Origin of the sequence: Mycobacterium sp. MAC_080597_8934 (genome assembly GCF_000523975.1) — a bacterium.
In the GTDB taxonomy this organism is placed as follows: domain Bacteria; phylum Actinomycetota; class Actinomycetes; order Mycobacteriales; family Mycobacteriaceae; genus Mycobacterium; species Mycobacterium avium.
Genome location: NZ_JAOS01000004.1, coordinates 489865 through 513890, shown reverse-complemented (window position 1 = coordinate 513890; position 24026 = coordinate 489865). Strand labels below are relative to the sequence as shown.

Here is a 24026-nt window from a genome sequence, read left to right as displayed (position 1 = left end):
ATGGGCCGCAGGTGTCCGCGCCGCCGGCCCGCGGGAGCGTCAGCGGCCCAGGCCGCAAAGCCGGCGTCGGCCGTCGCGTCGGAGGAGCCGGGCCGGCGCGATCCCACCCGTTCCCGCGCCACCAGCAACGCGAACGCCAGGCCGAGCAGCAGCGGCATGTGGCTGGCGATGCGGGTGGCAGTCACCTCCCCGTCGAAGGCGTCGACGATGACATAACCCAGCAGCGCAACCGAATACACGCCGGTGATCGCCGCCACCCCCGACGCCGAGGCGGGCCAGACGCCGGCGGCGATCATCGCCAGCCCGAGCGCCAGCAACCACGCCGTGGACTCGTGCATCAGGTGCTCGCCGGACATCGCGCCGTGCATGTGGCCGGCGACCATACCGAAATCGATCCCGCTGATCTGGGCGGCGGCGATCGCCACCTGGAACAGTCCGACTCCGATCAGCCCCCAGCGGCGATAGTGCGACCGCAACCAGCGCATCCAGGCCGGGCGCCCGGTCGGCTGCTCGCTAATGCTGGCCATGATCTTGTCCACCAGGTCGGGTCCCTCACCCGGCGTCACCGAGGCCAGCCGACGGGTCTGCACCGCCGCCCCGATCAGCCAGGAGCGGCAGCCCCGGCACGCCTCGAGGTGGGCATCGACCTGCTGCGCGAGCACCTGAGGACGCTCACCGTCCAGCCGAGCCGACAGCGCCTCCCGGGCAACGTCACACCGCATCCCTGCATCGTTGCGCATGGCGGGTCTGCGCGCAAAGACTCCCGCGAGTTGGGGCGCCGCGCGAATTCGCGTGGAACCAAACGGTCCCGGCGACCGACCTGTGGGGGAAAGCTCGCCAGCCCATCCACGAGATTCACCGAAGAGGTATTCGTGTTGTTGCCCGAAGGCCCCCGACGATGACCGCCCCCGTCTGGATCGCGTTTCCCCCCGAAGTGCACTCGACGCTGCTCGGCAGCGGTCCTGGACCGGCGCCGCTGCTGGCCGCGGCCAGCGCCTGGTCGTCGATGAGCACCGAGTACGCCGCCGCGGCGGCCGAACTCGACGGGTTGCTGGCCGCCGCGCACGCCGGCGCCTGGGAAGGACCCAGCGCCGAGCAGTACGTGGCCGCCCACGCCCCATACCACGCCTGGTTGCTGGAGAGCGCGGCCAAGAGCTCGACCGCGGCGAGCCTGCACGAGACGGCGGCCGGCGCCTACACCGCCGCGCTGGCGGCCATGCCGACGCTGGGTGAGCTCGCGACCAATCACGCGGTGCACGGGGCGCTGGTCGCCACCAACTTCTTCGGCATCAACACCATCCCGATCGCGGTCAACGAGGCCGACTACGCGCGGATGTGGGTGCAGGCCGCGACGACGATGTCGACCTACCAGGCCGTCAGTCAGTCCGCGCTTGCCGCGGTTCCGCCGACCACGCCCGCGCCGACGATCGTCGCCCCGGGCGCCGAGGCGGGCGCCGCCACCGCCGCGGCGGTCCAGAGCGCCGCGGCGGCCCCGGCCACCGATTCCGGCTCCAATCTCAACCACGCCGACACGTCGAGCACCCAGCAGCAGGCCAGCACGGCGGCGCAGTCCTATCCGTCCTGGCAGGATCAGCTGACCGCGTGGCTGAAGCAATACACGCAGAATTTCGCCTGGCCGGTGTCCAAGGACCTCAATCCCGGCGGCTGGCCGTTCCCGCCGGTGCCGTTCGTCAACGGCCTGGCCTCGTTCTTCGGCCAGCTCGGGTTCTCGCCGGCCCTGTCGACCGCCTTGGGCTGGGCCATCTTTCACACGTTGATGATCTTCTGGCCGTTCATGCAGGCGGCGATCCAGATGGCCGTGGTGCTCGCGCCGGTGGTGGTGGCGGCGATCGGCGCGGCCGCGGCGGGTGGGGCGGCGGCCGCGGTGACCGCGATCAGCGTCGCGGCCCCGCTGTCGATGGCCGCGCCGGTCCCGGTCGCCGCCGCGCCGGCGCCGGTTGCCACCGTTCCCGCGCCCACCATCGCCGGCGCGCCGGCCGGCGTGAGCCACGTGCCGACGACGGCGTCCGCCCCGGCCCCGACGATGGCCGGATCCGCCGGCGGCGGACCGGTCGGCGGGGGACCCGGTGTCGGCTTCGGCCCCACCGCCACCGACGGAATCGGCGCCGGCATGTCCGACGCCCTGTACGCGGTCGGACTGTCGGGTCTGTCGGCGCGCGGCAGCGCGAGCAGCCGGGCACGCCGCAAGTCGGAGGAACCGGCGCCCGACGACCTCGACGCGCCCGCGGCGGCCGCGGCCGCCGCCGCGGGCAGCAAGAAGGCGCGGGCGCGTCGGCGCCGCCGCGGCACCGCCACCGACCGCGCCTACCGCTACGAATACATGGACCTCGATACCGACAGCGGCCCCGAGGACGGCGGCCCCGACGACGGCCCGGTGGCCTCCGAGGCGAGCGCCGGCCAACTCGGATTCGCCGGTGCCGCAACCAAATCCGACGCGGCGAGGCCCGCCGGATTGGCGACGCTGACCCGGGACGGGTTGAGCGAGGGCCCCGGCGTGCCGATGATGCCCAGCACCTGGGACCGCGACTGAGCGTTACATCTCATAGCGCCGGGGCGTGAACACCCGGTCCCCGGAATCGTCGGAGTACCACTGGGTTTGCGAGGACCCGACGATCAACAGGCAGCGCATGTCGATCTCGGCGGGATCCAGATCGGCCAGCCGCACCACCCGGACGTCCTCGTCGGGGCCGGACACGTCGCGGCCGATCACCACCGGCGTGCCGGGTTCGCGACGGGCCAGCAGGATGTCGCGCATCGCGCCGACCTGCCAGGTCCGCGCCTTGGACGCCGGGTTGTAGATCGCCAGCACCAGGTCGGCGGCCGCCGCGGCCTCCAGCCGCGCCGCGATCACCTCCCACGGCTTGAGCCGGTCGGACAGCGAGATCACCGCGTAGTCGTGCCCCAACGGCGCGCCGACCCGGCTGGCGACCGCCTGGGCGGCCGTCATCGCCGGGATCACCCGCACCTGCACGCCCGGCCACTGCTTGGCCTCTTCCAGCACCGCGGTCGCCATCGCGAACACGCCGGGATCGCCCGACGACACCACCGCCACCGCCCGGCCCTGCTCGGCCAGCGCGCAGGCCAGCCGCGCCCGTTCGGGTTCGTCGCGGTTGTCGCTGGGGTGGCGCCGTTGACCGTCGCGAACCGGCACCCGGTCCAGGTAACGGCCGTAGCCGACGAGATCGGTCGCCGCGGCCAACTCGCGGCGGCTCTGCGGCGTCATCCACTGCGCGTCGCCCGGGCCCAGGCCCACCACCGCGACGGTGCCGGCGCCCGGCGCGCGCCGCGCGCGCTGCCCGCCCGGCAGGATGGCCAGCGAGAAGTACGGAACACCGGCCGCGTCCACGTCCGCGGCGGGCACGATGCGTTGCGCCGACGTGCTGGCCCGCTCCACATAGACGGCGTCGTCGAGCTGACCGGACTGTGAAAGAGCTTCCCGCACAGCGTGATACGAGCGTCCCAACTTGAGGACGACGGCGGCGTCGGCGTCGGCGAGGCGCCGGGTCAGCTCGGAGACCGGCAATGTGCCCGGCAGCACCGACAGCACCTCGTCGCCGGCCACCAACGGGGTGGCGATGGCCGCCGACGCGGCGCTCACCGAGGTCACGCCCGGCACGATGACGGCGTCGAACTGCTGCGTCAGCCGGGTGTGCAGGTGCATGTAGGAGCTGTAGAACAGCGGGTCGCCCTCGGCCAGCAGCGCCACGTCGCGACCCGCGTCGAGGTGCGCCGCGATGCGCGCGGTGGCCTCGACGTAGAAGTCCTCGATCGCGCCGGCATAGCCGCCGGGATGGTCGGTCACCTCGGTGGTGACCGGGTACACCAGGTGCTCCTCGATCTGGCCGGGCCGCAGGTACGGTTCGGCGATGCCGCGGGCGATGCTGCGGCCGTGCCGGGCGCTGTGGTAGGCGACCACGTCGGCCTCGCCGATCACCCGGGCGGCCTTGACGGTGACCAACTCCGGGTCACCAGGCCCCAGCCCGACGCCCCACAACGTCCCTCGCGGGTTGGCCGGTGCCGTCATTCGCGGTCGCTCGCGATCGCGTTGACGGCCGCGGCGGCCATCGCGCTGCCGCCGCGGCGGCCCCGCACCACCAGGTACGACATGCCGCGCGGGTTGTCGACGAGCTCCTGCTTGGACTGCGCCGACCCGACGAATCCGACCGGCCCGCCCAGCACCCCGGCCGGCGGGCCCACCCCGTCGTCGACCAGCTCGAGCAGCCGGAACAGCGCGGTGGGCGCGTTGCCGATGGCCAGCACGGCGCCCGGCAGCCGGTCGGCCCACAGCTCGACCCCGGCCGCCGAGCGGGTGGTCTGCCGGCGGGCGGCCAGTTCGGCCGCCCGGGGATCGGCGACCAGGGACACCACCTCGTTGTCGGCCGGCAACCGCGCCGCGGTGATCCCGGCGGCCACCATCGACGAGTCGCACAGCACCGGGGCGCCGGCGCGCAGGGCGGTGCCCACTCGCTCGACGACATCGTCGGTGAATGCGACGTGCTCGGCCACGTCGACCTGCCCGCAGGTGTGGATCAGCCGCACCACCACGCGGGCCACATCGGCGGGGAAGCGGGCCAAGTCGGCTTCGGCGCGGATGGTCGCGAACGACAGGCGATAGATCTCCGCCGCATCGCGGATGTAGTCGAGCACCCGATTACCGTAGCTGCCGGTATCCCTCGCCGGTCGCCAGCAGCACCTCGCCGGCGAGCGGACTGCCGCAGGCGCGTTCGCACCCGACGAAATGACGGTGCCCCGGGGCAGTCCCGTCCCGCGCCGCCAGCGCGGCGTCGGCCCGCACGTCGGCGGCCGAGCGCGCGCACCCCGGGCTGCCGGTGCAGGCGCTGACGCTCAGCCAGGGCGAGTTCTCGTCGAACACCAGACCCAACGGCGCCAGCACCCGCAGCGCGGCGTCGGCCACCTCTTCGCGAAGGTCACCCACCAGCACCGAGCGCCACGGCGTGATCACCAGCGGCGCCTGCAGGGCGGCCAGATACTCCGCGACGCGGGCCGACAGCACCCCCAGCGGCACCGCGGCGCCCAGTGTCACCCGGCCGTCGTCCTGTGTTATCCAGCCCACCGGGGGCTTGGTGACGGTGGGATAGGCGATCGGCCCGCACTCGGCGCCGGGCAGCAGCTGGTTTGGGTCATCCAATTCCTGGACGCGCCAAGCACTTCCGCGGACCTGCACGAACCGCGTCGCGACGCCGACCAGCGTCGCGACCACCTGGTCGGGCGGCAGCCGGACACCGGTGTCGCGCCCGGCGAGCAACACCGCGCAGCCGTCGGGCAGCGCATGCACGCCGACGTCGGCGCGCAGACCCGACACGTCGGCGCGCCCGTCGTCGAGGCTGAACCAGAACCGGCCGCCCAGCTCGGCCAGTCGGGGCTGCGCGCGGATCGCGGCATCCAACTCGCCGACCCACCGCCTCACGTCGAGGTTACCGCCGGACCGCCCCGACAGCGGTGAGGCCACGATGTTGCGCACCCGCTCGTGCGTCGCCGACGGCAACAGACCCGCGGCCGCCAGCGCCCCGGCCGCCGCCGTCACGTCGGTGAGGCCGCGCAGCTGCACGTTGCCCCGCGCGGTGAGCTCCAGCGTCGGCGAGCCCGACCGATCGGCGATGTCGCACAACACCGTCAGCTGGGCCGGTGTGAGCATGCCGCCGGGCAACCGCACCCGGGCCAGGGCACCGTCGGCGGCCTGGTGCACCTGCAGCGCACCCGGGCATGCGTCGGCGTCGCGCGTCCTGGCCACCCGTCCACGGTACGGCCCGGCGCCGGGGGATTGCCTTCAGCCAGACCTAAACCCTTACCCAAGGCATCGACCGCCCCTACCGTCGGCACGGTGAGCATTGCCACCGCGCTCGACGCTGCGCCGAAACGCCTTGGGGGCGCCGCATCCGGCGCGCCGGGCGGGCTGTGGGCGCGCCGCAAATGGGAAGTGGTGCGCCTGGTTTCCCCGCTGGCGCTGCTGGCGCTGTGGCAGCTGGGCAGCGCGATCGGCGTGATCGCGCAGGATGTGCTGCCCGCCCCCTCGTTGATACTGCAGGCCGGCGTGGAGTTGACGCGCAACGGCCAGCTCGCCGACGCGCTGCACATCTCCACCGTCCGCGTCGTCGAGGGGTTGGCGCTGGGCGGGGTTATCGGCATCGTGGCGGGCGCCGCCGTCGGCCTGTCCCGCTGGGTCGAGGCCACCGTGGATCCACCCCTGCAGATGATCAGGGCGCTGCCGCACCTGGGGCTGATCCCGCTGTTCATCCTGTGGTTCGGCATCGGCGAGCTGCCCAAGGTCTTGCTGGTGGCGCTGGGTGTGGTCTTCCCGCTGTACCTGAACACCTTCTCCGCGATCCGCCAGGTCGACCCCAAGATGCTGGAAACCGCTCAGGTGCTGGGTTTTTCGTTCTTTCAGCGGTTCCGGCGGATCCTGGTGCCCGGAACGGCGCCGCAGGTGCTGGTCGGTTTGCGCCAGTCGCTGGCGATCGCCTGGCTGACGTTGATCGTCGCCGAACAGATCAACGCCGACAAGGGCATCGGCTTCCTGATCAACAACGCGCGCGATTTCCTGCGCATCGACATCATCATCTTCGGGCTGACCATCTACGCGTTGCTGGGCATCATCACCGACGCGGTCGTCCGCCTCATCGAGCGCCGCGCCGTGCGCTACCGACACTGACACCGAAAGGCTCAGGCTTGACACTGACCGCAGAATCCGGCCCGCTCGCCGGGTCGCGCACCGATGTTGCCGGCGAACTGCGCCACGTCGACAAGTGGTACGGCAACCGCCATGTGCTCCAAGACGTTTCGCTGCAGATACCGAGCGGTCAGATCGTCGCGCTGATCGGGCGCAGCGGCTCTGGCAAATCGACGGTGTTGCGGGTGCTGGCCGGTCTGTCACACGACCACACCGGCCGGCGGCTGGTGGCCGGCGCCCCCGCGCTGGCCTTCCAGGAGCCGCGGCTGTTCCCGTGGCGGGATGTGCGGACCAATGTCGGCTACGGGCTCACCCGCACCCGGCTGCCGCGCGCGCAGGTGCGTCGGCGCGCTGAGCGGGCGCTGGCCGACGTCGGGCTGGCCGACCACGCCCGGGCCTGGCCGCTGACGCTGTCCGGCGGTCAGGCGCAACGGGTTTCGCTGGCGCGGGCGCTGGTCGCCGAGCCGCGGCTGCTGCTGCTCGACGAACCCTTCGGCGCCCTGGACGCATTGACCCGGCTGAGCATGCACACTTTGCTGCTGGACCTGTGGCGACGGCACGGCTTCGGGGTGCTGCTGGTCACGCACGACGTCGACGAGGCGGTCGCGCTGGCCGATCGGGTGCTGGTGCTCGAGGACGGCCGCGTGGTCCACGAGCTGGCCATCGACCCGCCCCGGCGCACACCCGGGGAGCCCGGCGCGCACACCGAGTGGTATCGCGCCGAGCTGCTGGATCGTCTCGGCGTGCGGCAGTGATCCGCGGCGTCGTCGCGCTGACCGCGACCGTCGGGCTGCTGCTGACCGGATGCGTTTCCCGGACAACGACTTCCGGGCCCACACCACCACCGGCCGCGGTGCCGTTGTCCGAGCTGTCCGGCCTCACCTTGCAGGTCGGCGACCAGAAGGGCGGCACCGAGGCGCTGCTGCGCGCCGCCGGGCAGCTGGACAACCTTCCCTACCGGGTCGCCTTCTCGACGTTCACCTCGGGGCCACCGCAGGTCGAGGCGGCCACCGCGGGCAAGATCGACTTCGCGATCACCGGCAACACCCCGCCGATCTTCGGCGCGGCCAGCAACGCCCGGATCAAGGCGGTCTCCGCCTATGGCGGCGGCGGGGCGGGCAATCGCATTCTGGTGCACGCGGATTCGCCGATCACCTCGGTCTCCGACCTGCGCGGGAAGGCGATCGCCGTCGCCAAGGGCAGCTCGTCGCACGCCAACCTGCTGGCCCAATTGGACCGGGCGGCAATCAAACCCGCCGACGTCAAGTTCGTGTACCTGCAGCCCGCCGACGCGCTGTCCGCGTTCAGCCAGCACCAGGCCGACGCCTGGGCCATCTGGGATCCCTACACGGCCCAGGCCGAACAGCAGATCCCGGTGCGCAGCATCGCCGAGGCGCAGGGCGTCACCAACGGCGACTGGATCGGCGTCGCATCCGACCAGGCGCTGGCCGATCCGAAACGCAACACCGCCCTGGGTGACCTGCTGGTGCGGTTCGAAACGGCGGTGCGCTGGGCGCGGGCGCATCCGCAACAGTGGGCCCAAAGCTATGCTGCCGCAGTCGGATTGGACCCTCAAGTGGCGGCGGTGTCGCAGGCCCGGAGCCTGCGGTTGCCCACCGAACTCGGCGATGACGTGGTGGCCTCGGAACAGAAGCTCGCCGACCTGTTCGCCGCGGCCGGCCAACTGCAATCCGCGCCGAGGTTCGCCAACTGGGTGGACCGCCGGTTCAACGCGGCATTGCGGCCGGGCCTGGTCAGCTGAACCCCATGCTCGGCACGGATTGGGGGCAGCCCGGGGCGGGCACCCTGTTGCGGTGAGGACGCTGCGCTACGCCCCGGGCCGCTGGGCCGACGTCTTCGGCGAACCGGCATCACCCACGGTCTTGCTGTGGCACGGCGCGCAAACCGACGCCCGCGCCGCCGTCGGCCCGCTGGCCGGCCTGCTCGCCGCCCACGGTCTGATGGTGGTGGCGCCGGACTGGAACTCCCACGCCGCCGACGGCGGACGCGCCGACCTGTTGCGATCGCTGGACTTCACCCGCGGGCTCGCCGGTGACTCCGGGGCGGTGGCGCTGGTCGGGTGGTCGCTGGGTGGGGTCGCCGCGGCGGGCGTCACCCTGCAGGCGGATCGATTCGGCGTGGCGTCCCTGCACACCTTCTGCCTGGCCGGCGCGTTCATGGTTCCCGACCCGCTCACCGGTCGGGCGGCCACCGACACGGTGCCGCCCGACCGCAGCGGCACCGCGTTCACGCTGCTGCACGGCGTCGCCGACGATGTGGTGCCGGTGAGTGCCAGCCGGGACTTCGCCGCACACCTGCAGCGGATCGGCCGGCCGGTGCAGCTCGTCGAGGTGGCTGCCGATCACGGGTCGATCGCCGGCGCCGACTACGACCCGGTCGCCGACCGCTACCAACCCGGCGCGCGGGAAGAGACGCTGCGGGTCGCCGGGGAGGTCGCCGCCCGGATCGCGGCGACGCTACGGTACTTGGGTGGCTGAGCCGACCATCCTGCTGCTGTCGACATCCGACACGGACCTGATCAGCGCCCGTTCCAGTGGGAAAAACTATCGGTGGGCCAACCCGTCGCGGCTGTCCGACGACGAACTGCCCGATCTCTTGGCCGATGCCGCCATCGTGGTGGTGCGCATCCTCGGCGGTTACCGCGCCTGGCAACACGGCATCGACACGGTGCTCGCCAGCGGCGTGCCCACCGTGCTGGTCAGCGGTGAGCAGGCCGCCGACGCCGAGTTGACCGGCCTGTCCACGCCGGCCGCCGGCATCGCGGTGCAGGCGCACATCTATTTGGCGCACGGCGGCGTCGAGAATCTGCGCCAGCTGCACGCCTTTCTGTCCGACACCGTGCTGATGACCGGATTCGGTTTCGCCCCACCGGTCATGACGCCGACCTGGGGCGAACCGGCGCGGCCCAACGCGATCGACACCGACGGCCCGACCATCGCCGTGCTGTACTACCGCGCCCAACACCTGGCCGGCAACACCGGCTACGTCGAGGCGCTGTGTGCGGCCATCGAGGACGCCGGCGCGCGGCCCATGCCGATCTACTGCGCGTCGCTGCGCACCGCCGAACCCGAACTGCTGCAACGGCTGCGCGAGGCCGACGCCATGGTGGTGACCGTGCTGGCCGCCGGGGGACTGAAACCGGCGGAGGCGGCGGCCGGTGGTTCCGACGACAGCTGGAACGTCGAACACCTTGCCGCCCTTGACATCCCGATTCTGCAAGGGCTGTGCCTGACCACCCCGCGGGCCCAGTGGTTGCAGAACGACGACGGCCTGAGCCCGCTCGACGTGGCCAGTCAGGTCGCGGTACCGGAATTCGACGGCCGCATCATCACGGTCCCGTTCTCCTTCAAGGAGATCGACGACGACGGCCTGATCTCCTACGTCGCCGACCCCGAGCGATGCGCCCGGGTGGCGGGGCTGGCGGTGCGGCATGCCCGGCTGCGCCACGTCGCCCCGGCCGACAAACGGGTGGCCCTGGTGTTCTCGGCCTATCCCACCAAGCACGCCCGCATCGGCAACGCGGTGGGGCTGGACACCCCGGCCAGCGCGGTCGCCCTGCTGCGGGCCATGCACGCGCACGGCTACCGCATCGGCGACCTGCCCGGCGTCGAGGCGAACGACGGCGACGCCCTGATCCACGCCCTGATCGAGCGGGGCGGGCAAGACCCCGACTGGCTCACCGAGGGGCAACTGGCCGGCAACCCGATCCGGGTGTCCGCCGCCGACTACCGCGCCTGGTTCGCGACCCTGCCCGCCGAGTTCACCGACGCCGTCCAGCAGCACTGGGGCCCGCCACCCGGGCAGCTTTTCGTGGACCGCAGCAACGATCCCGACGGCGAGATCGTCATCGCCGCAATACAATCGGGCAACGTGGTGCTGATGGTGCAGCCGCCCCGCGGCTTCGGGGACAACCCGGTCGCGATCTACCACGACCCCGACCTGCCGCCCAGCCACCACTACCTGGCCGCCTACCACTGGCTGGACGCCGGATTCGGCGCGCACGCGGTGGTGCACCTGGGCAAGCACGGCAACCTGGAGTGGCTGCCCGGCAAGACGCTGGGCCTGTCGGCGGGCTGCGCGCCCGACGCCGCGCTGGGCGACCTGCCGCTGATCTACCCGTTCCTGGTCAACGACCCCGGCGAGGGCACCCAGGCCAAACGGCGCGCGCACGCGGTGCTCGTCGACCATCTCATCCCGCCGATGGCGCGCGCCGAAACCTACGGCGACATCGCCCGTTTGGAGCAGCTGCTCGACGAGCACGCCAACGTCGCCGCGCTGGACCCCGGCAAGCTGCCCGCCATCCGCCAGCAGATCTGGACGCTGATCCGGGCCGCCAAGATGGACCACGACCTCGGGCTCACCGAACGCCCCGAGGAGGACTCCTTCGACGACATGCTGCTGCACGTCGACGGCTGGCTGTGCGAGATCAAGGACGTCCAGATCCGCGACGGCCTGCACGTCCTGGGCCAAAAGCCAACGGGGGAAGCCGAACTGGACCTGGTGCTGGCGATACTGCGTGCCCGTCAACTGTTCGGCGGCGAGCAGGTCCTCCTCGGCCTGCGCCAGGCGCTGGGTCTGGCCGAGGACGGCACCGACGAACGCTCGGCGGTCGACGGGGCCGAGGCCGCAGCCCGGGAACTGGTAGCGGCGCTGCAGGCCACCGGCTGGGATCCCGACGCCGCCGGGCGGCTCACCGACAACGCCGACGCCGCGGCGGTGCTGCGGTTCGCGGCCGCCGAAGTGGTGCCCCGGCTGGCCGGCAGCAGCGCCGAAATCGACCAGGTGCTGCGCGCCCTGGACGGCCGTTTCATCCCGGCCGGCCCGTCGGGCTCGCCGCTGCGCGGGCTGGTGAACGTCCTGCCCACCGGGCGCAACTTCTACTCCGTCGACCCCAAAGCGGTCCCGTCCCGGCTGGCCTGGGAAGCCGGTGTGGCGCTGGCGGATTCGCTGCTGACCCGCTACCGCGACGACCACGGCCGGTGGCCGCAATCGGTCGGCCTGTCGGTGTGGGGCACCTCCGCGATGCGCACCGCCGGCGACGACATCGCCGAAGTCCTTGCGCTGCTTGGTGTTCGGCCGGTGTGGGATGATGCGTCACGCCGGGTCGTCGAGCTCGCCCCGATCCCGCTGGCCGAGCTGGGCCGCCCGCGCATCGATGTGACCGTGCGGATCTCGGGTTTCTTCCGGGACGCCTTCCCGCATGTGGTTACCATGCTCGATGACGCGGTGCGACTGGTCGCCGGCCTGGACGAGCCCGCCGCCGACAACTACGTCCGCGCCCACGCCCAAGCCGACCTGGCGCAGCACGGCGACCAACGACGCGCCACCACAAGGATTTTCGGCTCCAAGCCGGGCACCTACGGTGCGGGGTTGCTGCAGCTGATCGACAGCCGCAACTGGCGCGACGACGCCGACCTGGCCGCGGTGTACACCGCCTGGGGCGGTTTCGCTTACGGCCGCGACCTGGATGGCCGCGAGGCGGTCGACGACATGAACCGCCAGTACCGGCGCATCGCGGTCGCGGCCAAGAACACCGACACCCGCGAACACGACATCGCCGACTCGGACGACTACTTCCAGTACCACGGCGGCATGGTCGCCACGGTGCGGGCGCTGACCGGCCAGGCGCCGGCGGCCTACATCGGCGACAACACCCGACCCGACGCGATCCGCACCCGCACCCTGTCGGAGGAGACCACGCGGGTGTTCCGGGCCCGGGTGGTCAACCCGCGCTGGATGGCGGCGATGCGCCGGCACGGCTACAAGGGTGCCTTCGAGATGGCGGCGACCGTCGACTACCTGTTCGGGTACGACGCCACCGCGGGCGTGATGGCCGACTGGATGTACGAACAGCTCACCGAGCGCTACGTGCTGGATCCGGAGAACCGGAAATTCATGGCCGAGTCGAATCCCTGGGCGCTGCACGGCATGGCCGAACGGCTGCTGGAGGCGGCCGGGCGGGGTATGTGGGCGCAGCCACAACCGGAAACCCTGGACGGCCTGCGCCAGGCGCTGCTGGAAACGGAGGGCGACCTGGAGGGCTGAGCGGCTGCTCGCCGAGCATGCGGCTGGTCTCACACTCGGCGCGCGCCGGTGAGGCCTTCTAAATGAAGTCCGATCCGCCGTCGACGTTGACCGTGGCGCCGGTGACATAGCCGTTGCGCCGCGACGCCAAATAGACCGTGATGGAAGCGACCTCTTCGGGAAGTCCGGCCCGTCCCAGATCGCAGGGTTGGTGAAAGTTGTCGTCGATCCAGGTCATCACATCGACCGGATCGGTGGCGTCCAGCCCGTCGGCGGCGAGAACGCCTTTGAGCGCTTCGGTGAAGCTCGCGGTGACAATGGTGCCTGGGCACACGCAGTTGACCAGAATGCCCTCCGCGGCAAGGCTTTTCGAAAGGTTCTTGGTGATACTGGCCAAGGCTGCCTTCGACGCCGTGTAGGCGACGATGCGCGGATTTTGCCGCTGGATCGAATGCGCGGCGAACGTCACGATGCGGCCCCAATCCGCGGCACGCAGCAGCGGCAACGCGTTGCGAATCGATCGCACGGCCGACATCGTGCCCAGGGCGAACGCCTCGTCCCATCCGGTGTCGTCGAGCTCTTCGAAAGAGCCGTCATCGGGCCCGATGGTGTGGACGAGGCTGTTCAACCGGCCCCACCGTTGTGCCACTGCGGCGAAACCGTCGGCGATCGACTCCGCATCCGCCATGTCCACGCTGACGCCCACCGCATCGGGAGCGCCCGCCTCGCGAAGCAATGCCACGGCCGCGTCGAGGGCGTGACGGCCTCTGGCCATGACCGCCACCTTGGCACCTTCGGCCGCAAGGGTTTCCGCGACGGCCAGCCCCATTCCCTTGCTGCCACCGGTGACGACCGCGGTCGATCCGGCAAGACCCAGGTCCATCGGCTAACCCCTTTCCATCACGAAGCACACACCCGGTCGATCACCTCGTCCGCGATCCCCAGCCCGCGCAGGCAGAACCGCTGCACCCGTCGGCGCAGATCATCGCGGTCGCAATCGCCACTCGCCCATTGCCGAGCGATGCCCGTCCACACCACGCCATGAATGAACTGGGCGTGCGTCACCGGGTCGACGTCGTGAAACACCCCGTTCTGCGAACCGCGTTGCAGCGCGTCGCGGAGCGGTTCGAGCATCTCGGCATATGCAGGCTGGATCAGCTCGGCGGGTCCCATCGCCTGCGATTGGGCCTCGAGTGACAGGCGGCGCAGATCATTTCCGATGCGGTCGTCGAAAGCCAGGTCGAGTCGCCCGTCGATCCAGGCGGCCACGGCCTCGGCTTCGCTGGCAGCGCCGGTCATTCGACGCCGCAGCCGCCGCTTCTCCGCGCGCGCGTGTTCCAGAAATACCGCGGCGACCAGTTCATCCTTGGAGCCGAAATGCCGATAGAACGCTCGCGTGCTCAACGAGGCTCGGCTCAGCACCGCGGCGATGCTGAGCCCGTCGACGCCCTGCCGGCGCAGGGTCGTCGAGGCGGCGTCCAGGATCGCGCGGCGCACCGCCGGATCGGGACCGACCTTCTCACGTCGCCGCGTGCGGGGAGCGTTCACCAGTTCATGCCGTCGCGTCGTAGACGGCGAGGTAGTCCGCGAACCGTTCCCGAACACCTTCGGGCGTCAGGCCGTAGTCGGCCAAGTCGTAGTCATGGTGGCCACGGGAACCGGGTCGATGCGTCCGCGCCCACTGCGTGACCGCGTGCAAAGTGTCATCGGTGAAGTCCAGGCCCAGGGACTGGTAGCTGGCGCGCAGGGTGCCGACCGGGTCGGTCTGCAAGTCGGCGAAGGACACGTCGGCGAAGCGCTCGTCGCCGTTGCGGCGACGGAAATCCATTGCGCGACCGACTCCTTCGACCCAGCTGTCGACCTGCTCACTGCCGAGCTCGTCAGGGTCGTTGCGGTCGCTACTCCAGCTGCGTACGTATTGAATGAGGCTGCATACCGAGGCCATCACCTTGGCGGGGTCGCGGTGACTCCACAGGAACTTGGCGTCCGGGTAGGCCTCGACGAGGGCGTCGAGGGCGAACATGTGCACCGGAGTCTTGAGGTGCCACAGCACCGGTGGGCAGTGCCATTGCAGGAGTTTGAGCACCCGCCGGTGATACAGATAGGTGCCCCGCATGTCGCAGCCCATCAGCCAGGACAGATATCCCGGTGCGCGCACGGCACCGTCAAAGTGAAAGGTACGAAAGCTCATTCCCATCAAGTCCTGGCATTCGGTAGGTGCCGTGGGCTCGGAGTTGTACAGCGTTTTCATCAGCGGGAACATCTCGTCGAGCATTTTCAGGCCGGCTGCGGCCTGTGCGATCCGTGGGTCGCTGTGCTGGGTGGCGGCTTCCGGTGGCGGGGTGGGTGATTGGGATTCCCACATCCGCAGCGACCGGAACTGCGGATCGGCGCCGACGAGTTGGCTCAGGGCGGTGGTCCCGGTGCGGGGTAATCCGATCACGAACACGGGGCCGCCCACCACCTGCTCGTCGATCTCTGGGTGCGCAGCGTAGGTCTGCTCGACCTTGAGACGTTGGATCAGCGCGTTGCTGATAGTGGCGTGCTGGATGACCCGGCCCATGTCGTTCAGGTCCGCCTCGGTGTTCAGCGCGTCAACAATGCGTTCGAGTCCCTCGCGGTAGTACGGCGAGCCGAAGTCCTCGAGATCGGTCGCCGCGCAAGCGCCCTGCTCCAACTCGTCGACGTCGAACGTCATCGTCCGAACCTCTCGTGTACTGCGCGACGGCGGGCCGCCACTCTCGACTCACGCTGTCCTGCGGTGACTCGTGCGGTGTCGGAGGGCAATTCGGAGCTGATGTCGTCGAACGCCACCACACGCGTCCTGGGCGTCGGCGCCGTCGTGGTACGCACGCAGCGCAGGATGATCGGACCGTTGCCGTGACCCGCGGTGTCAAGCCAGTTCGCAACCCCGGGATCCTCGGCGCACAGCACGACGCGCACCATGCCGTCGGCATCTACCGCCGTCTGATGCGCGTTCAGGCTGGATTGGTGGCGTCCGTAGTGGATCGTCTCCCACCACGGATTGCCGATCGAGAAGCTCCAGTAAATCCCTTGCGGCGGTTCCACTTCCACGATGAGCGCCTCGTTCGGGCGCAGCTCCCACCGACCGATCACCGGCCGATTCTCCGCGGCCGCACCCATGTCGGTGCGGTCGACGGCCGGCAGGAACCCGTTCTTCGGCGCCGCAGCACCGAACTGCAGGAAGAATGTCAGGTTGTTCTTCACGAAGTCGCCTAGGGCGACCAGTTGCCTGGTCACGGCTAGCTCCGGATCGACTCCATAACGTGCTGGGCGCTTCACGTGGCCCAGCCGCTCGATGTGGAGCGACGACGGCACCTCGACATCCCAGTCGTAGAAGAAGTGCCGCACCGTCAGCGCGGGATGCTCACCATCGATGCGCATCCAGTTACCACCCGGCCGGGTCTGTTCCGAGTCCGAGAGCACCACCTCGAAGTTCCCCTCGGCGTCGGTCTCGAGCTCGTCGACCAAACAATTCGCCGTCGCCGCGATGCCGTTAATGGTCTGCAGCCCGACATAGCGGGCCGTACCCCGGTTACCGAACAACCGATAACTTTCCCCGCCGCGCAGCACCGCCCGCGTGTACAGACAGTCCGGGCACTCCATTCCCCAGGTCACCACGTCGTCGGTGCTGGTGCGCTGGACCCGCAGCACCGGATCGGGATCGAACCGCAATGCCTCGTCGATGCCCGCGGCGAGCAGGACCAACAGGTGCCGAAGGCCCGCAGCGGCATCGATTCGGTTCTGATTCGCGGGGTCGGATTCGACGATCTGCGCGGCTTCACCGAGCCGGGCCAGCAGATGCGACCAGGCCTCAGCCAGATCCGGGGTCTCGGGTCTGTCCGCCGTGGTCGCCTCGGCAATGGTGAACGGCAACCATGCCAGGTTCTCCGGATCGCTCACGATTGCCTGCTTCCGTCGATGCTCCGCGGCGTTAACTGAAAACATCGTTTTCGGTTAAGCTGCTCCTGACTATCGCAGCGCAGCGTCGGGAATGTCAACGGTGAGAATGCCGAGCGGCTGCTGGAAGCGGGCGGGCGCGGCATGCGGGCCCGGCAGTTCGCCGAACGCACGGCTGGTCTCACACTCGGCGCGCGCCGGTGATCGGCTCCAGCGGTACGTTGATCGAGTGACCCCCACCTTCGCCGACCTCGCCAAGGCGCAATACATCCTGTTGACCACGTTCACCAAGGACGGCAAGCCCAAGCCGACCCCGATCTGGGCGGCCGCGGACAAAGACCGACTGCTGGTCATCACCCAGGAAAAATCGTGGAAGGTCAAGCGGATTCGCCACACCCCGCGAGTCACGCTGGCCACCTGCACCATGAACGGCCGGCCCACCAGTGAGGCCGTCGAGGGCACCGCCGCCATCCTCGACAAGTCGCAGACCGCAGCGGTCTACGACGCGATCGGCAAGCGCTACGGCGTGGTCGGCAAGGTGTTCAACTTCTTCAGCAAGCTGCGCGGCGGCATGGCCAACAACGTCGGCCTCGAATTGAAAGTGGCGTAGCGGCCGGCCGAACCGGGGCGGGACTACGGTGTGGCGGCCAGATGCTCGCCGAAGAAGGAGAAAACGCGGCGCCAGGCGTCCTCGGTGGCCTCCTCGTTGTAGCCGAAACCGGCGATCCGCAGCAGCGGCTGGGCCGGCAGCTCGTTGGCGAAGCTGTGCCCGGCCTCTGGATAGACCTTGATATCGGCGGTGATGTTCTTGTCCGCGGTCACTTTTCGCAGCTTTTCCGGCGCGCCCTTGCCGGTGAGATCGCGGCCGCCGAAACTCGCTACCACCGGGCATGCGCCCTCGAGCACCTCGTCCAGGTTGCCGGGCAGGGGAGTGCCGTAGAACGGTGCCGACGCGCCAAAACCCTTGGGCGACATGACAAGAGCGAAGCGCCCGCCCATGCAGAACCCCGCGATCCCGACGCGGCCCGTGCATTCCGGCATGGCCTGCAGGTGGTCGCGGGCGGCCAGGATGTCGTCGAGCGCGCGACCCCGCTGGGCCGCCAGCTCTTTCATGACCCGCGTGATGCAGCGGACCAGGCCGCCGCGCGCGTACATGTTCGGGGTGAGCGCCAGGTAGCCCGCCCGGGCGATGCGGTCGTTGATCGACTGCTTGTCCCGGCCGTAGCCGAACGCGTCGTGGATCACCACTACACCCGGCCAAGGGCCCTGTCCGGCCGGAGTGCTCAGCAGCGCATCGATCGGTCCGTCGGGGGTATCGATCTGAATCGTGGTCATAGCGTCATCTAACTGCAATCGCGTCGGATCGCACCACGGGAACTCCGACCGGTGCGCGGCCGTTGGCCTGACATGGTGGCCCGGCTGTTGCTCCTCTACGCCGTCGTCGAACTCGCGGTGACCTTCGCGTTGGTGTCGACGATCGGCTGGGGCTGGACCCTGCTGGTGCTGCTGGCGACCTTCCTGCTCGGCTGGGGCGTGGTGGCGCCGATGGCTGGTTCGCAGCTGCTGCGCCGGATCGGCCAATTGCGCTCGGGGTTGACCGAGCCCCGGGCCGCGGCCGGAGACGGCGCGCTGCTCAGCGTGGCCACGGCGTTGGTTCTCATTCCCGGACTGCTGAGCACCGCGCTGGGCCTGATGCTGTTCATCCCGCCGGTACGCGGCGCCGCCGCGCCGCGGTTGACCGCGCTGACGCTGCGCACCCTGCAGCGGCACGCCCCGCCGTACCCGACCGCATTCCGCGCCGGCACCGATCCGCGCGGCCCGTACGAGCACCGCGACTACATCGACGGCGAGGTCATCGACGTCCACGACGTGCCGGCACCGGCGCGCAACCAACCGTTCGACGGCCGCCGAGCCACCGGATGAGCCGTTGCCGCGCCCGGCGCGGCGGCACGTAGTTTTGGCGTGTGGACGTGGCCGACCGACCGACACCGGTGACCCTGCTGGTCAACGGCCGGGTGCACACCCCGGCGGCGCCGGACGCGACCGCGATGGCCGTCCGCGGCGGTGTCATCACCTGGCTGGGCGGCGACGACGTCGGCCGCAGCCTGTTCCCCGATGCCGACGTCGAGGACCTCGACGGCGGTTTCGTCACGCCCGGCTTCGTGGACAGTCACATCCATCTGACCGCCACCGGCCTGACCCTGTGCGGGCTGGACCTGCGCCCGGCCCGCTCCCGCGCCCACTGCCTGCAACTGATCGCCGACCACGCCGCCGCCCACCCCGGCCGGCCGGTCTGGGGACACGGCTGGGACGAAACGTCGTGGCCGGAGCGCACCCCGCCCAGCACCGCCGAGCTGGACGCCGTGCTCGGCGACCGGCCGGCCTACCTGACCCGGGTGGACGTGCACTCCGCGCTGGCCTCCACCGGGCTGCGGCGCCGGGTCGCCCAACTCCCGTCGGCCACCGGTTTCAGCCCGGACCGGCCGCTGGTCGGCGACGCCCACCATCTGGTCCGGGCGGCCGCGCGGAACCTGCTGACCGCCGAGCAACTCGCCGAAGCCCGCGCCGCGGCGCTGCGTGCCGCCGCGGCGGCCGGCATCGTGGCGGTGCACGAATGCGCCGGACCCGAGATCGGCGGCATGGACGACTGGCTGCAATTGCGGGCCCTCGACCACGGTGTGGAGGTGATCGGCTACTGGGGTGAGCCGGTGAGCACCGCCACCGACGCGCGGGCGTTGATCGAGGCCACCGGCGCCCGGGGGCTGGCCGGCGACCTGTTCATCGACGGGGCGCTCGGGTCCCGCACCGCCTGGCTGCGCGAGCCGTACGCCGACGCGCCCGACCGCACCGGGACCTGCTACCTGGACCCCGACGCCGTCGAGGCGCATCTGCTTGCCTGCACCGAGGCGGAGATCACCGCCGGGTTCCACGTCATCGGCGACGCGGCCGTCGCCGCGGCGGTGGACGCCTTCGAGAAGGTCGCCGCCCGGCTCGGCCCGGTCGCCGTCGCCCGCTGCGGGCATCGCCTCGAACACGTCGAGATGATCGACGCCGAGCAGGCCGCCAAGCTGGGCCGATGGGGCGTCATCGCCAGCGTGCAACCCAATTTCGACGCGCTCTGGGGCGGCGCCGACGGCATGTACGCGCAGCGGCTCGGGGCCGAGCGAGGCAGTCAGCTCAATCCGTTTGCGCTGTTAGCATCCCAAGGCGTGCCCCTCGCGCTAGGTTCCGACGCCCCGGTCACCGGGCTTGACCCCTGGACGAGCGTGCGCTCTGCGGCCCACCATCGCACCCCGGGCAGCGCGATCTCGGTGCGCGCCGCGTTTGCTGCGGCCACCCGCGGCGGCTGGCGGGCGGCCGGCGTCCGCGACGGCATGACCGGCACCCTGGTGCCCGGCGCGCCCGCCTCCTACGCCGTCTGGGACGCCGGCGACCTGGAGGTGAGCGCCCCGCGCGACACGGTCGCGCGCTGGTCGACCGATCCGCGGTCCCGGGTGCCCGCGTTGCCGCGATTGGGCCCGACCGACGCCCTGCCGCGGTGCCGGCGAACGGTGCATCGGGGCGCTGTCATCCATGGCTGACGAGCGGGCCGCAGCCCGGCTGGGCAGCGCCGCGCGCCGGGCGGCGACCGGGCTGGGCGCCGCGGTGATCGCCCGGCTGCCGGCCGCGCAGGCGGCGATGCGGCCCCGACTGCTCCGGTTGATCTGCGCCGTCATGGGCGGCGGGTTGCTGTGCGCCAGCTTCCCGGCGGTGAACTGGTGGTGGGCCGCCGTCCCCGCCGCCGCGCTGCTGGCGTGGGTGCTCACCCATCCGGCGACGACGCCGGCGGGCGGGCTGGGGTACGCCTTCGTCTTCGGGCTGGCCTTCTATCTGCCGCTGCTGCCGTGGGTCGGGCTGCTGGTCGGGGCCGTCCCGTGGCTGGTGCTGGCCGAGGTGTCGGCGCTGTTTCCCGCCGTCTTCGGGCTGTTCGCCGTGCTGGTGCGCCGGCTGCCCGGCTGGCCGGTCTGGTTCGCGTTGCTGTGGGCGGCCCAGGAGTGGCTGAAGTCGATCTTCCCGTTCGGCGGCTTCCCGTGGGGCTCGGTGGCGTTCGGCCAGACGCACGGACCGTTCCTGCCGCTGGTCCAGCTGGGCGGCGTCGCGTTGCTCTCGTTCGCCATCATGCTGGTGGGCTTCAGCGCGACGGCCCTCGCGCTGGAGATCGTCAAGTGGTGGCGCTCCGGTTACCCCGCGGCCCAGTCATCGGCCGGGCCGGCCGCGCCGCCGGCGGTGGTGCTGCCCGGCGTCTGCATCTGCCTGGTGCTGTTCGCGGCGGTCATCGTCTGGCCGCAGGTGCGGCACTCCGGTACCGGCTCGGGCGGCGAGCCCTCGGTGACCGTCGCGGCGGTCCAGGGCAACGTGCCGCGGCTGGGTTTCGGGTTCAACGAGCAGCGCCGGGCGGTGCTGGACAATCACGTCCGGGAGACGCTGCGGCTGGCCGAGGACGTGCGGGCCGGGGCCGCCCCGCAACCCCAGTTCGTGATCTGGCCGGAAGACTCCTCGGACATCGACCCGCTCGTCAACGGCGACGCCGCCCTGGAGATCTCGCAGGCCGCGTCGGCCATCGGCGCGCCGATCCTGATCGGCAGCGTGCTCGAAGTCCCCGGACGCCCGGCGCAGGATCCCCGCTACACCAACACCATGATCGTGTGGAACCCGGCGATCGGCCCGGCCGACCGCCACGACAAGGAGATCGTGCAGCCGTTCGGCGAGTACCTGCCGATGCCGTGGCTGTTCAAGCATCTGTCCGGGTACGCCGACCTCGCCGGCGCCATGGTTCCCCGCGCGGGCAGCGACGTGGTGCACATGGCCGGGGTGCCGGTCGGGGTCGCCACCTGCTGGGAAGTGATCTTCGACCGTGTCCCGCGGCGCGCCGTCACCCACGGCGCCCAGCTGCTGGTCGTGCCGGCCAACAACGCCACCTTCAACCAGCGGATGAGCGAGCAGCAGCTGGCGTTCGCCAAGGTCAGGGCCGTCGAGCACGACCGCTACGTGGTGGTTGCCGGCACCACCGGCATCAGCGCGGTGATCGCCCCCGACGGCGCCGAACTGGCGCGCACCGACTTCTTCCAGCCCGCCTACCTGGACATGCAGGTGCGCCTCAAAACCAGGCTGACGCCGGCCACCGGCTGGGCGCCGCTGCTGCAATGGGTGATGGTCGCGGTGGCCGGGGCGGTGATCCTGGTCGGGATACGGCAGAATGAATGGTTCCCGCGTTCGATCCGGCAGAGGCCGGGACGCTCGGGTGCGCCGAAGCATCCCGATGCCTCCCCGGCCGAAACCGAGGGCGACACACACCCGGCGCACGACGCCGCGCCCGACGAGGACGGCGACCACGCTCCGCCAGAGGACGGCGGCGACGACACTGGACCGCCCGAGGGCGGCCGACCCCATATCGGGCGACACAGAGGAGCTACATGACCACCGGCCAACCGGCGCCCCCGGACCCGGGCACCCGACCCAGCCAGCGCGTCCTGGTGATCATCCCCACCTACAACGAGCTGGAGAACCTGCCGGTCATCCACCGGCGGCTCAAGGACGCCTGCCCGCACGTGCACCTGCTCGTCGTCGACGACAGCAGCCCCGACGGCACCGGCCGGCTGGCCGAGGAGCTGGCGGCGGCCGACGCCGGTCGCACCCACGTGATGCACCGCACCGCCAAGGACGGACTGGGCGCGGCGTACCTGGCCGGCTTCGCCTGGGGGTTGAGCCGTGACTACTCCGTGCTGGTCGAAATGGACGCCGACGGCAGCCACGCGCCCGAGCAGCTGCACCGCCTGCTGGACGCGGTCGACGGCGGCGCCGATCTGGCCATCGGCTCCCGCTACGTCGACGGCGGCACGGTGCGCAACTGGCCGTGGCGGCGCTGGGCGTTGTCCTGGACCGCCAACACCTACGCGCGGCTGGCGCTGGGCATCGGGGTGCACGACATCACCGCCGGCTACCGGGCCTACCGCCGCGAAGTACTGGAGGCGATCGACCTCGACGGCGTGGACTCCAAGGGCTACTGCTTCCAGATCGACCTGACCTGGCGCACCATCTGCAACGGGTTCACCATCGCCGAGGTGCCCATCACGTTCACCGAGCGCGAGCTCGGCGTGTCCAAGATGAGCGGATCCAACATCCGCGAGGCCCTGGTCAAGGTCACCCGCTGGGGCATTCAGGGCCGCCGGTCGGGTGCGCGGCGGGCGCGCCCGACCCGGGCCGACCACCGCAGCTGAGCGGGGGTCAGCCGCGGCGGCGGCTCTTGATGATCTCGAGGCGCTCCTTGAGCAACTCTTCGAGCTCCTCGATCGAGCGGCGCTCCAGCAGCATGTCCCAGTGCGTCCGCGGCGGCTTCACCTTCTTCGGCTCGGGCAGGTCGCCCTCGATCAGGGTGCCTTCCATGCCGTTGCGGCACAGCCAGGTGCCGGGGATCTCGGCGTCGTCGGCGAACGGGACCTCGAACTCTTCGCCGTTCTCGGTGCGGTACCGCGCGATCTGACGCGGGGCCAGGTCGTGGTTGCGGTCGGTCTCGTAGCTCACGGCTCCGAGCCGGCTGCCCCTTAGGACGCGATCAGCCATGTGTGCTACTCCTTTAAATCTTCTGGAGCTCTGCGGCTCCCGTAGGGCGATTCTTCCTCGCTAAGCAACGCTGTGGCGATCTGCGCAGTTCCCGGCGGCGGACCGGGATACGCGACGCGACCATCCATGATACCGGGATCGCCGAGAATCCCCGACTAAAGTCGGCAGGCGTGAGCCGCCGTACCCATCCGCAGCCCTGCCGCTGGTGCGGTCGCGACGTCACCGACGCGGGCATGGGCCGTCGCCGCCAGTACTGCCGCCAGTCCTGCCGGCAGCGGGCCTACGAGCAGCGCAGCTCGCTGAACCGGCACGGCGCCGCGGCGGTGCCTGAGGATGCCGTGGTGCTGTCCGCCGACGACGCGGCCGACCTGTCCGATCGCGTCTACCAGGTGCGCTGCGCGGCCGAGGACGTGGCGACCGCGGTCGACGAGGGCGCCGGGCCCGCCGAGCTGCGCCAGTTGTGCGACGCGCTGATCCAGGCCGCCCGAGCCGCCGACGGCTGGCGCCGCGCCGGTGTGTGACGGCTTCGTGCCTGCCGCGCCGCTTCGGCGGCCGAACCGGCCGCGACCCGCGCCTGACCATGCACGACGGGCGGCCGGGTACAGTCGCGCCATGGACCAGGGGCCACGTTCACGGCGGACCGCTGTCCAGCGAGCGCACCGGGCGCGCGGCGTCGCATCCCGCCCGCGCGGGGCGCTTCGCCCGTCCCAGCCGGTCCTCCTGTAGCAGCCGGGAGCAGCGGACGTTTTGA

At 71.0% G+C, this 24026-nt stretch carries 19 protein-coding genes and 2 pseudogenes; 11 read left to right on the top strand and 10 right to left on the bottom strand.

The genetic code is table 11. From position 1 onward, the window contains the following. Positions 1 to 29: 29 nt before the first annotated feature. A pseudogene (locus NF20_RS28005) lies at positions 30 to 722 on the bottom strand (DUF2275 domain-containing protein); the annotation flags it as partial. A gap of 176 nt (positions 723 to 898) precedes the next feature. Here NF20_RS28005 and NF20_RS05140 point away from each other — a divergent pair. Further along, positions 899 to 2551: a PPE family protein gene (locus NF20_RS05140; protein ID WP_033712172.1), complete on the top strand. Its 1653-nt coding sequence runs from the start codon at positions 899 to 901 to the stop codon at positions 2549 to 2551. A gap of 3 nt (positions 2552 to 2554) precedes the next feature. On the opposite strand, the gene NF20_RS05135 is transcribed toward NF20_RS05140, so the two are convergent. Genes NF20_RS05135 through cobG form a run of 3 tightly spaced genes read right to left on the bottom strand, consistent with a single transcriptional unit; the run spans position 2555 to position 5773 of the window. Beyond that, a complete protein-coding gene (locus NF20_RS05135; protein ID WP_033712176.1) occupies positions 2555 to 4045 on the bottom strand; it encodes a precorrin-2 C(20)-methyltransferase in 1491 nt (496 codons plus the stop codon). Further along, positions 4042 to 4668: a precorrin-8X methylmutase gene (locus tag NF20_RS05130; protein ID WP_033712178.1), complete on the bottom strand. Its 627-nt coding sequence runs from the start codon at positions 4666 to 4668 to the stop codon at positions 4042 to 4044. Before NF20_RS05130 ends, NF20_RS05135 begins: the two co-directional genes overlap by 4 nt. A 4-nt stretch (positions 4669 to 4672) precedes the next feature. Continuing rightward, positions 4673 to 5773, bottom strand: a complete 1101-nt coding sequence (gene cobG, locus NF20_RS05125; RefSeq protein WP_019733947.1) for a precorrin-3B synthase — start codon at positions 5771 to 5773, stop codon at positions 4673 to 4675. Between the two features lie 90 nt (positions 5774 to 5863). Here cobG and NF20_RS05120 point away from each other — a divergent pair, with 90 nt between their 5' ends. From NF20_RS05120 to cobN, 5 genes are read left to right on the top strand one after another with little or no spacing between them, the layout of a single operon-like run. Beyond that, positions 5864 to 6691, top strand: a complete 828-nt coding sequence (locus NF20_RS05120; RefSeq protein ID WP_003872134.1) for an ABC transporter permease — start codon at positions 5864 to 5866, stop codon at positions 6689 to 6691. Between the two features lie 17 nt (positions 6692 to 6708). Then, entirely contained in the window at positions 6709 to 7464 is a 756-nt protein-coding gene (locus tag NF20_RS05115; RefSeq protein WP_019733948.1) for an ABC transporter ATP-binding protein, read from the top strand. Beyond that, on the top strand, positions 7461 to 8471 hold the full coding sequence (locus tag NF20_RS05110) for an ABC transporter substrate-binding protein (RefSeq protein WP_009976677.1): 1011 nt from the start codon (positions 7461 to 7463) through the stop codon (positions 8469 to 8471). The genes NF20_RS05115 and NF20_RS05110 overlap by 4 nt, the downstream gene beginning before the upstream one ends. A 52-nt stretch (positions 8472 to 8523) precedes the next feature. After that, entirely contained in the window at positions 8524 to 9207 is a 684-nt protein-coding gene (locus NF20_RS05105) for an alpha/beta hydrolase family protein (RefSeq protein WP_019733949.1), read from the top strand. Next, on the top strand, positions 9200 to 12775 hold the full coding sequence (cobN, locus tag NF20_RS05100; protein ID WP_033712181.1) for a cobaltochelatase subunit CobN: 3576 nt from the start codon (positions 9200 to 9202) through the stop codon (positions 12773 to 12775). Before NF20_RS05105 ends, cobN begins: the two co-directional genes overlap by 8 nt. A gap of 58 nt (positions 12776 to 12833) precedes the next feature. Here cobN and NF20_RS05095 read toward each other — a convergent pair whose 3' ends face one another. The 4 genes from NF20_RS05095 to NF20_RS05080 are packed head-to-tail and all read right to left on the bottom strand — an operon-like array spanning position 12834 to position 16678. Further along, positions 12834 to 13637, bottom strand: a complete 804-nt coding sequence (locus NF20_RS05095; RefSeq protein WP_019734570.1) for an SDR family NAD(P)-dependent oxidoreductase — start codon at positions 13635 to 13637, stop codon at positions 12834 to 12836. Positions 13638 to 13654: 17 nt separating this feature from the next. Beyond that, positions 13655 to 14302, bottom strand: a complete 648-nt coding sequence (locus NF20_RS05090) for a TetR/AcrR family transcriptional regulator (RefSeq protein WP_033712186.1) — start codon at positions 14300 to 14302, stop codon at positions 13655 to 13657. 4 nt (positions 14303 to 14306) lie between these two features. Then, positions 14307 to 15452 (bottom strand): sulfotransferase family protein, encoded by a 1146-nt coding sequence (locus NF20_RS05085; protein WP_019734571.1) that lies wholly within the window; start codon positions 15450 to 15452, stop codon positions 14307 to 14309. Further along, a complete protein-coding gene (locus tag NF20_RS05080) occupies positions 15449 to 16678 on the bottom strand; it encodes a DUF1214 domain-containing protein (RefSeq protein WP_023899723.1) in 1230 nt (409 codons plus the stop codon). The genes NF20_RS05085 and NF20_RS05080 overlap by 4 nt, the downstream gene beginning before the upstream one ends. 226 nt (positions 16679 to 16904) lie before the next feature. Between NF20_RS05080 and NF20_RS05075 the strand changes: the two genes are divergently transcribed. Beyond that, entirely contained in the window at positions 16905 to 17285 is a 381-nt protein-coding gene (locus NF20_RS05075; protein WP_003878054.1) for a PPOX class F420-dependent oxidoreductase, read from the top strand. A gap of 23 nt (positions 17286 to 17308) precedes the next feature. On the opposite strand, the gene NF20_RS05070 is transcribed toward NF20_RS05075, so the two are convergent. Next, positions 17309 to 18010, bottom strand: a complete 702-nt coding sequence (locus NF20_RS05070; protein WP_019733657.1) for a dienelactone hydrolase family protein — start codon at positions 18008 to 18010, stop codon at positions 17309 to 17311. A gap of 72 nt (positions 18011 to 18082) precedes the next feature. Here NF20_RS05070 and NF20_RS05065 point away from each other — a divergent pair, with 72 nt between their 5' ends. The 3 genes and pseudogenes from NF20_RS05065 to lnt all read left to right on the top strand — a co-directional run bounded on the left by NF20_RS05065 (position 18083) and on the right by lnt (position 22932). Then, the gene (locus NF20_RS05065) at positions 18083 to 18598 is read left to right on the top strand and encodes an FxsA family protein (RefSeq protein WP_033712191.1); all 516 of its coding nucleotides are present in this window, start codon (positions 18083 to 18085) and stop codon (positions 18596 to 18598) included. Between the two features lie 125 nt (positions 18599 to 18723). Then, positions 18724 to 20256 carry an amidohydrolase gene (locus NF20_RS05060; RefSeq protein ID WP_255343264.1) on the top strand — a complete coding sequence of 511 codons (1533 nt, stop codon included), beginning with the start codon at positions 18724 to 18726 and terminating at the stop codon, positions 20254 to 20256. Beyond that, positions 20249 to 22932, top strand: a pseudogene (lnt, locus tag NF20_RS05055) (apolipoprotein N-acyltransferase). The gene NF20_RS05060 and the pseudogene lnt overlap by 8 nt, the downstream one beginning before the upstream one ends. 7 nt (positions 22933 to 22939) lie before the next feature. Here lnt and rbpA read toward each other — a convergent pair. After that, a complete protein-coding gene (gene rbpA / locus NF20_RS05045; protein WP_003872122.1) occupies positions 22940 to 23275 on the bottom strand; it encodes an RNA polymerase-binding protein RbpA in 336 nt (111 codons plus the stop codon). Between the two features lie 170 nt (positions 23276 to 23445). Between rbpA and NF20_RS05040 the strand changes: the two genes are divergently transcribed. Next, positions 23446 to 23796: a hypothetical protein gene (locus tag NF20_RS05040; protein WP_003878051.1), complete on the top strand. Its 351-nt coding sequence runs from the start codon at positions 23446 to 23448 to the stop codon at positions 23794 to 23796. The last annotated feature ends 230 nt before the right edge of the window (positions 23797 to 24026 follow it).

Coding starts and splice junctions, on each gene's coding strand:
- NF20_RS05140 (WP_033712172.1), top strand. CDS start 899: ATGACCGCCCCCGTCTGGATCGCGTTTCCCCCCGAAGTGCACTCGACG.
- NF20_RS05135 (WP_033712176.1), bottom strand. CDS start 4,045: ATGACGGCACCGGCCAACCCGCGAGGGACGTTGTGGGGCGTCGGGCTG.
- NF20_RS05095 (WP_019734570.1), bottom strand. CDS start 13,637: ATGGACCTGGGTCTTGCCGGATCGACCGCGGTCGTCACCGGTGGCAGC.
- NF20_RS05085 (WP_019734571.1), bottom strand. CDS start 15,452: ATGACGTTCGACGTCGACGAGTTGGAGCAGGGCGCTTGCGCGGCGACC.
- NF20_RS05070 (WP_019733657.1), bottom strand. CDS start 18,010: ATGACCACGATTCAGATCGATACCCCCGACGGACCGATCGATGCGCTG.
- NF20_RS05065 (WP_033712191.1), top strand. CDS start 18,083: ATGGTGGCCCGGCTGTTGCTCCTCTACGCCGTCGTCGAACTCGCGGTG.
- NF20_RS05060 (WP_255343264.1), top strand. CDS start 18,724: ATGGCCGTCCGCGGCGGTGTCATCACCTGGCTGGGCGGCGACGACGTC.
- rbpA (WP_003872122.1), bottom strand. CDS start 23,275: ATGGCTGATCGCGTCCTAAGGGGCAGCCGGCTCGGAGCCGTGAGCTAC.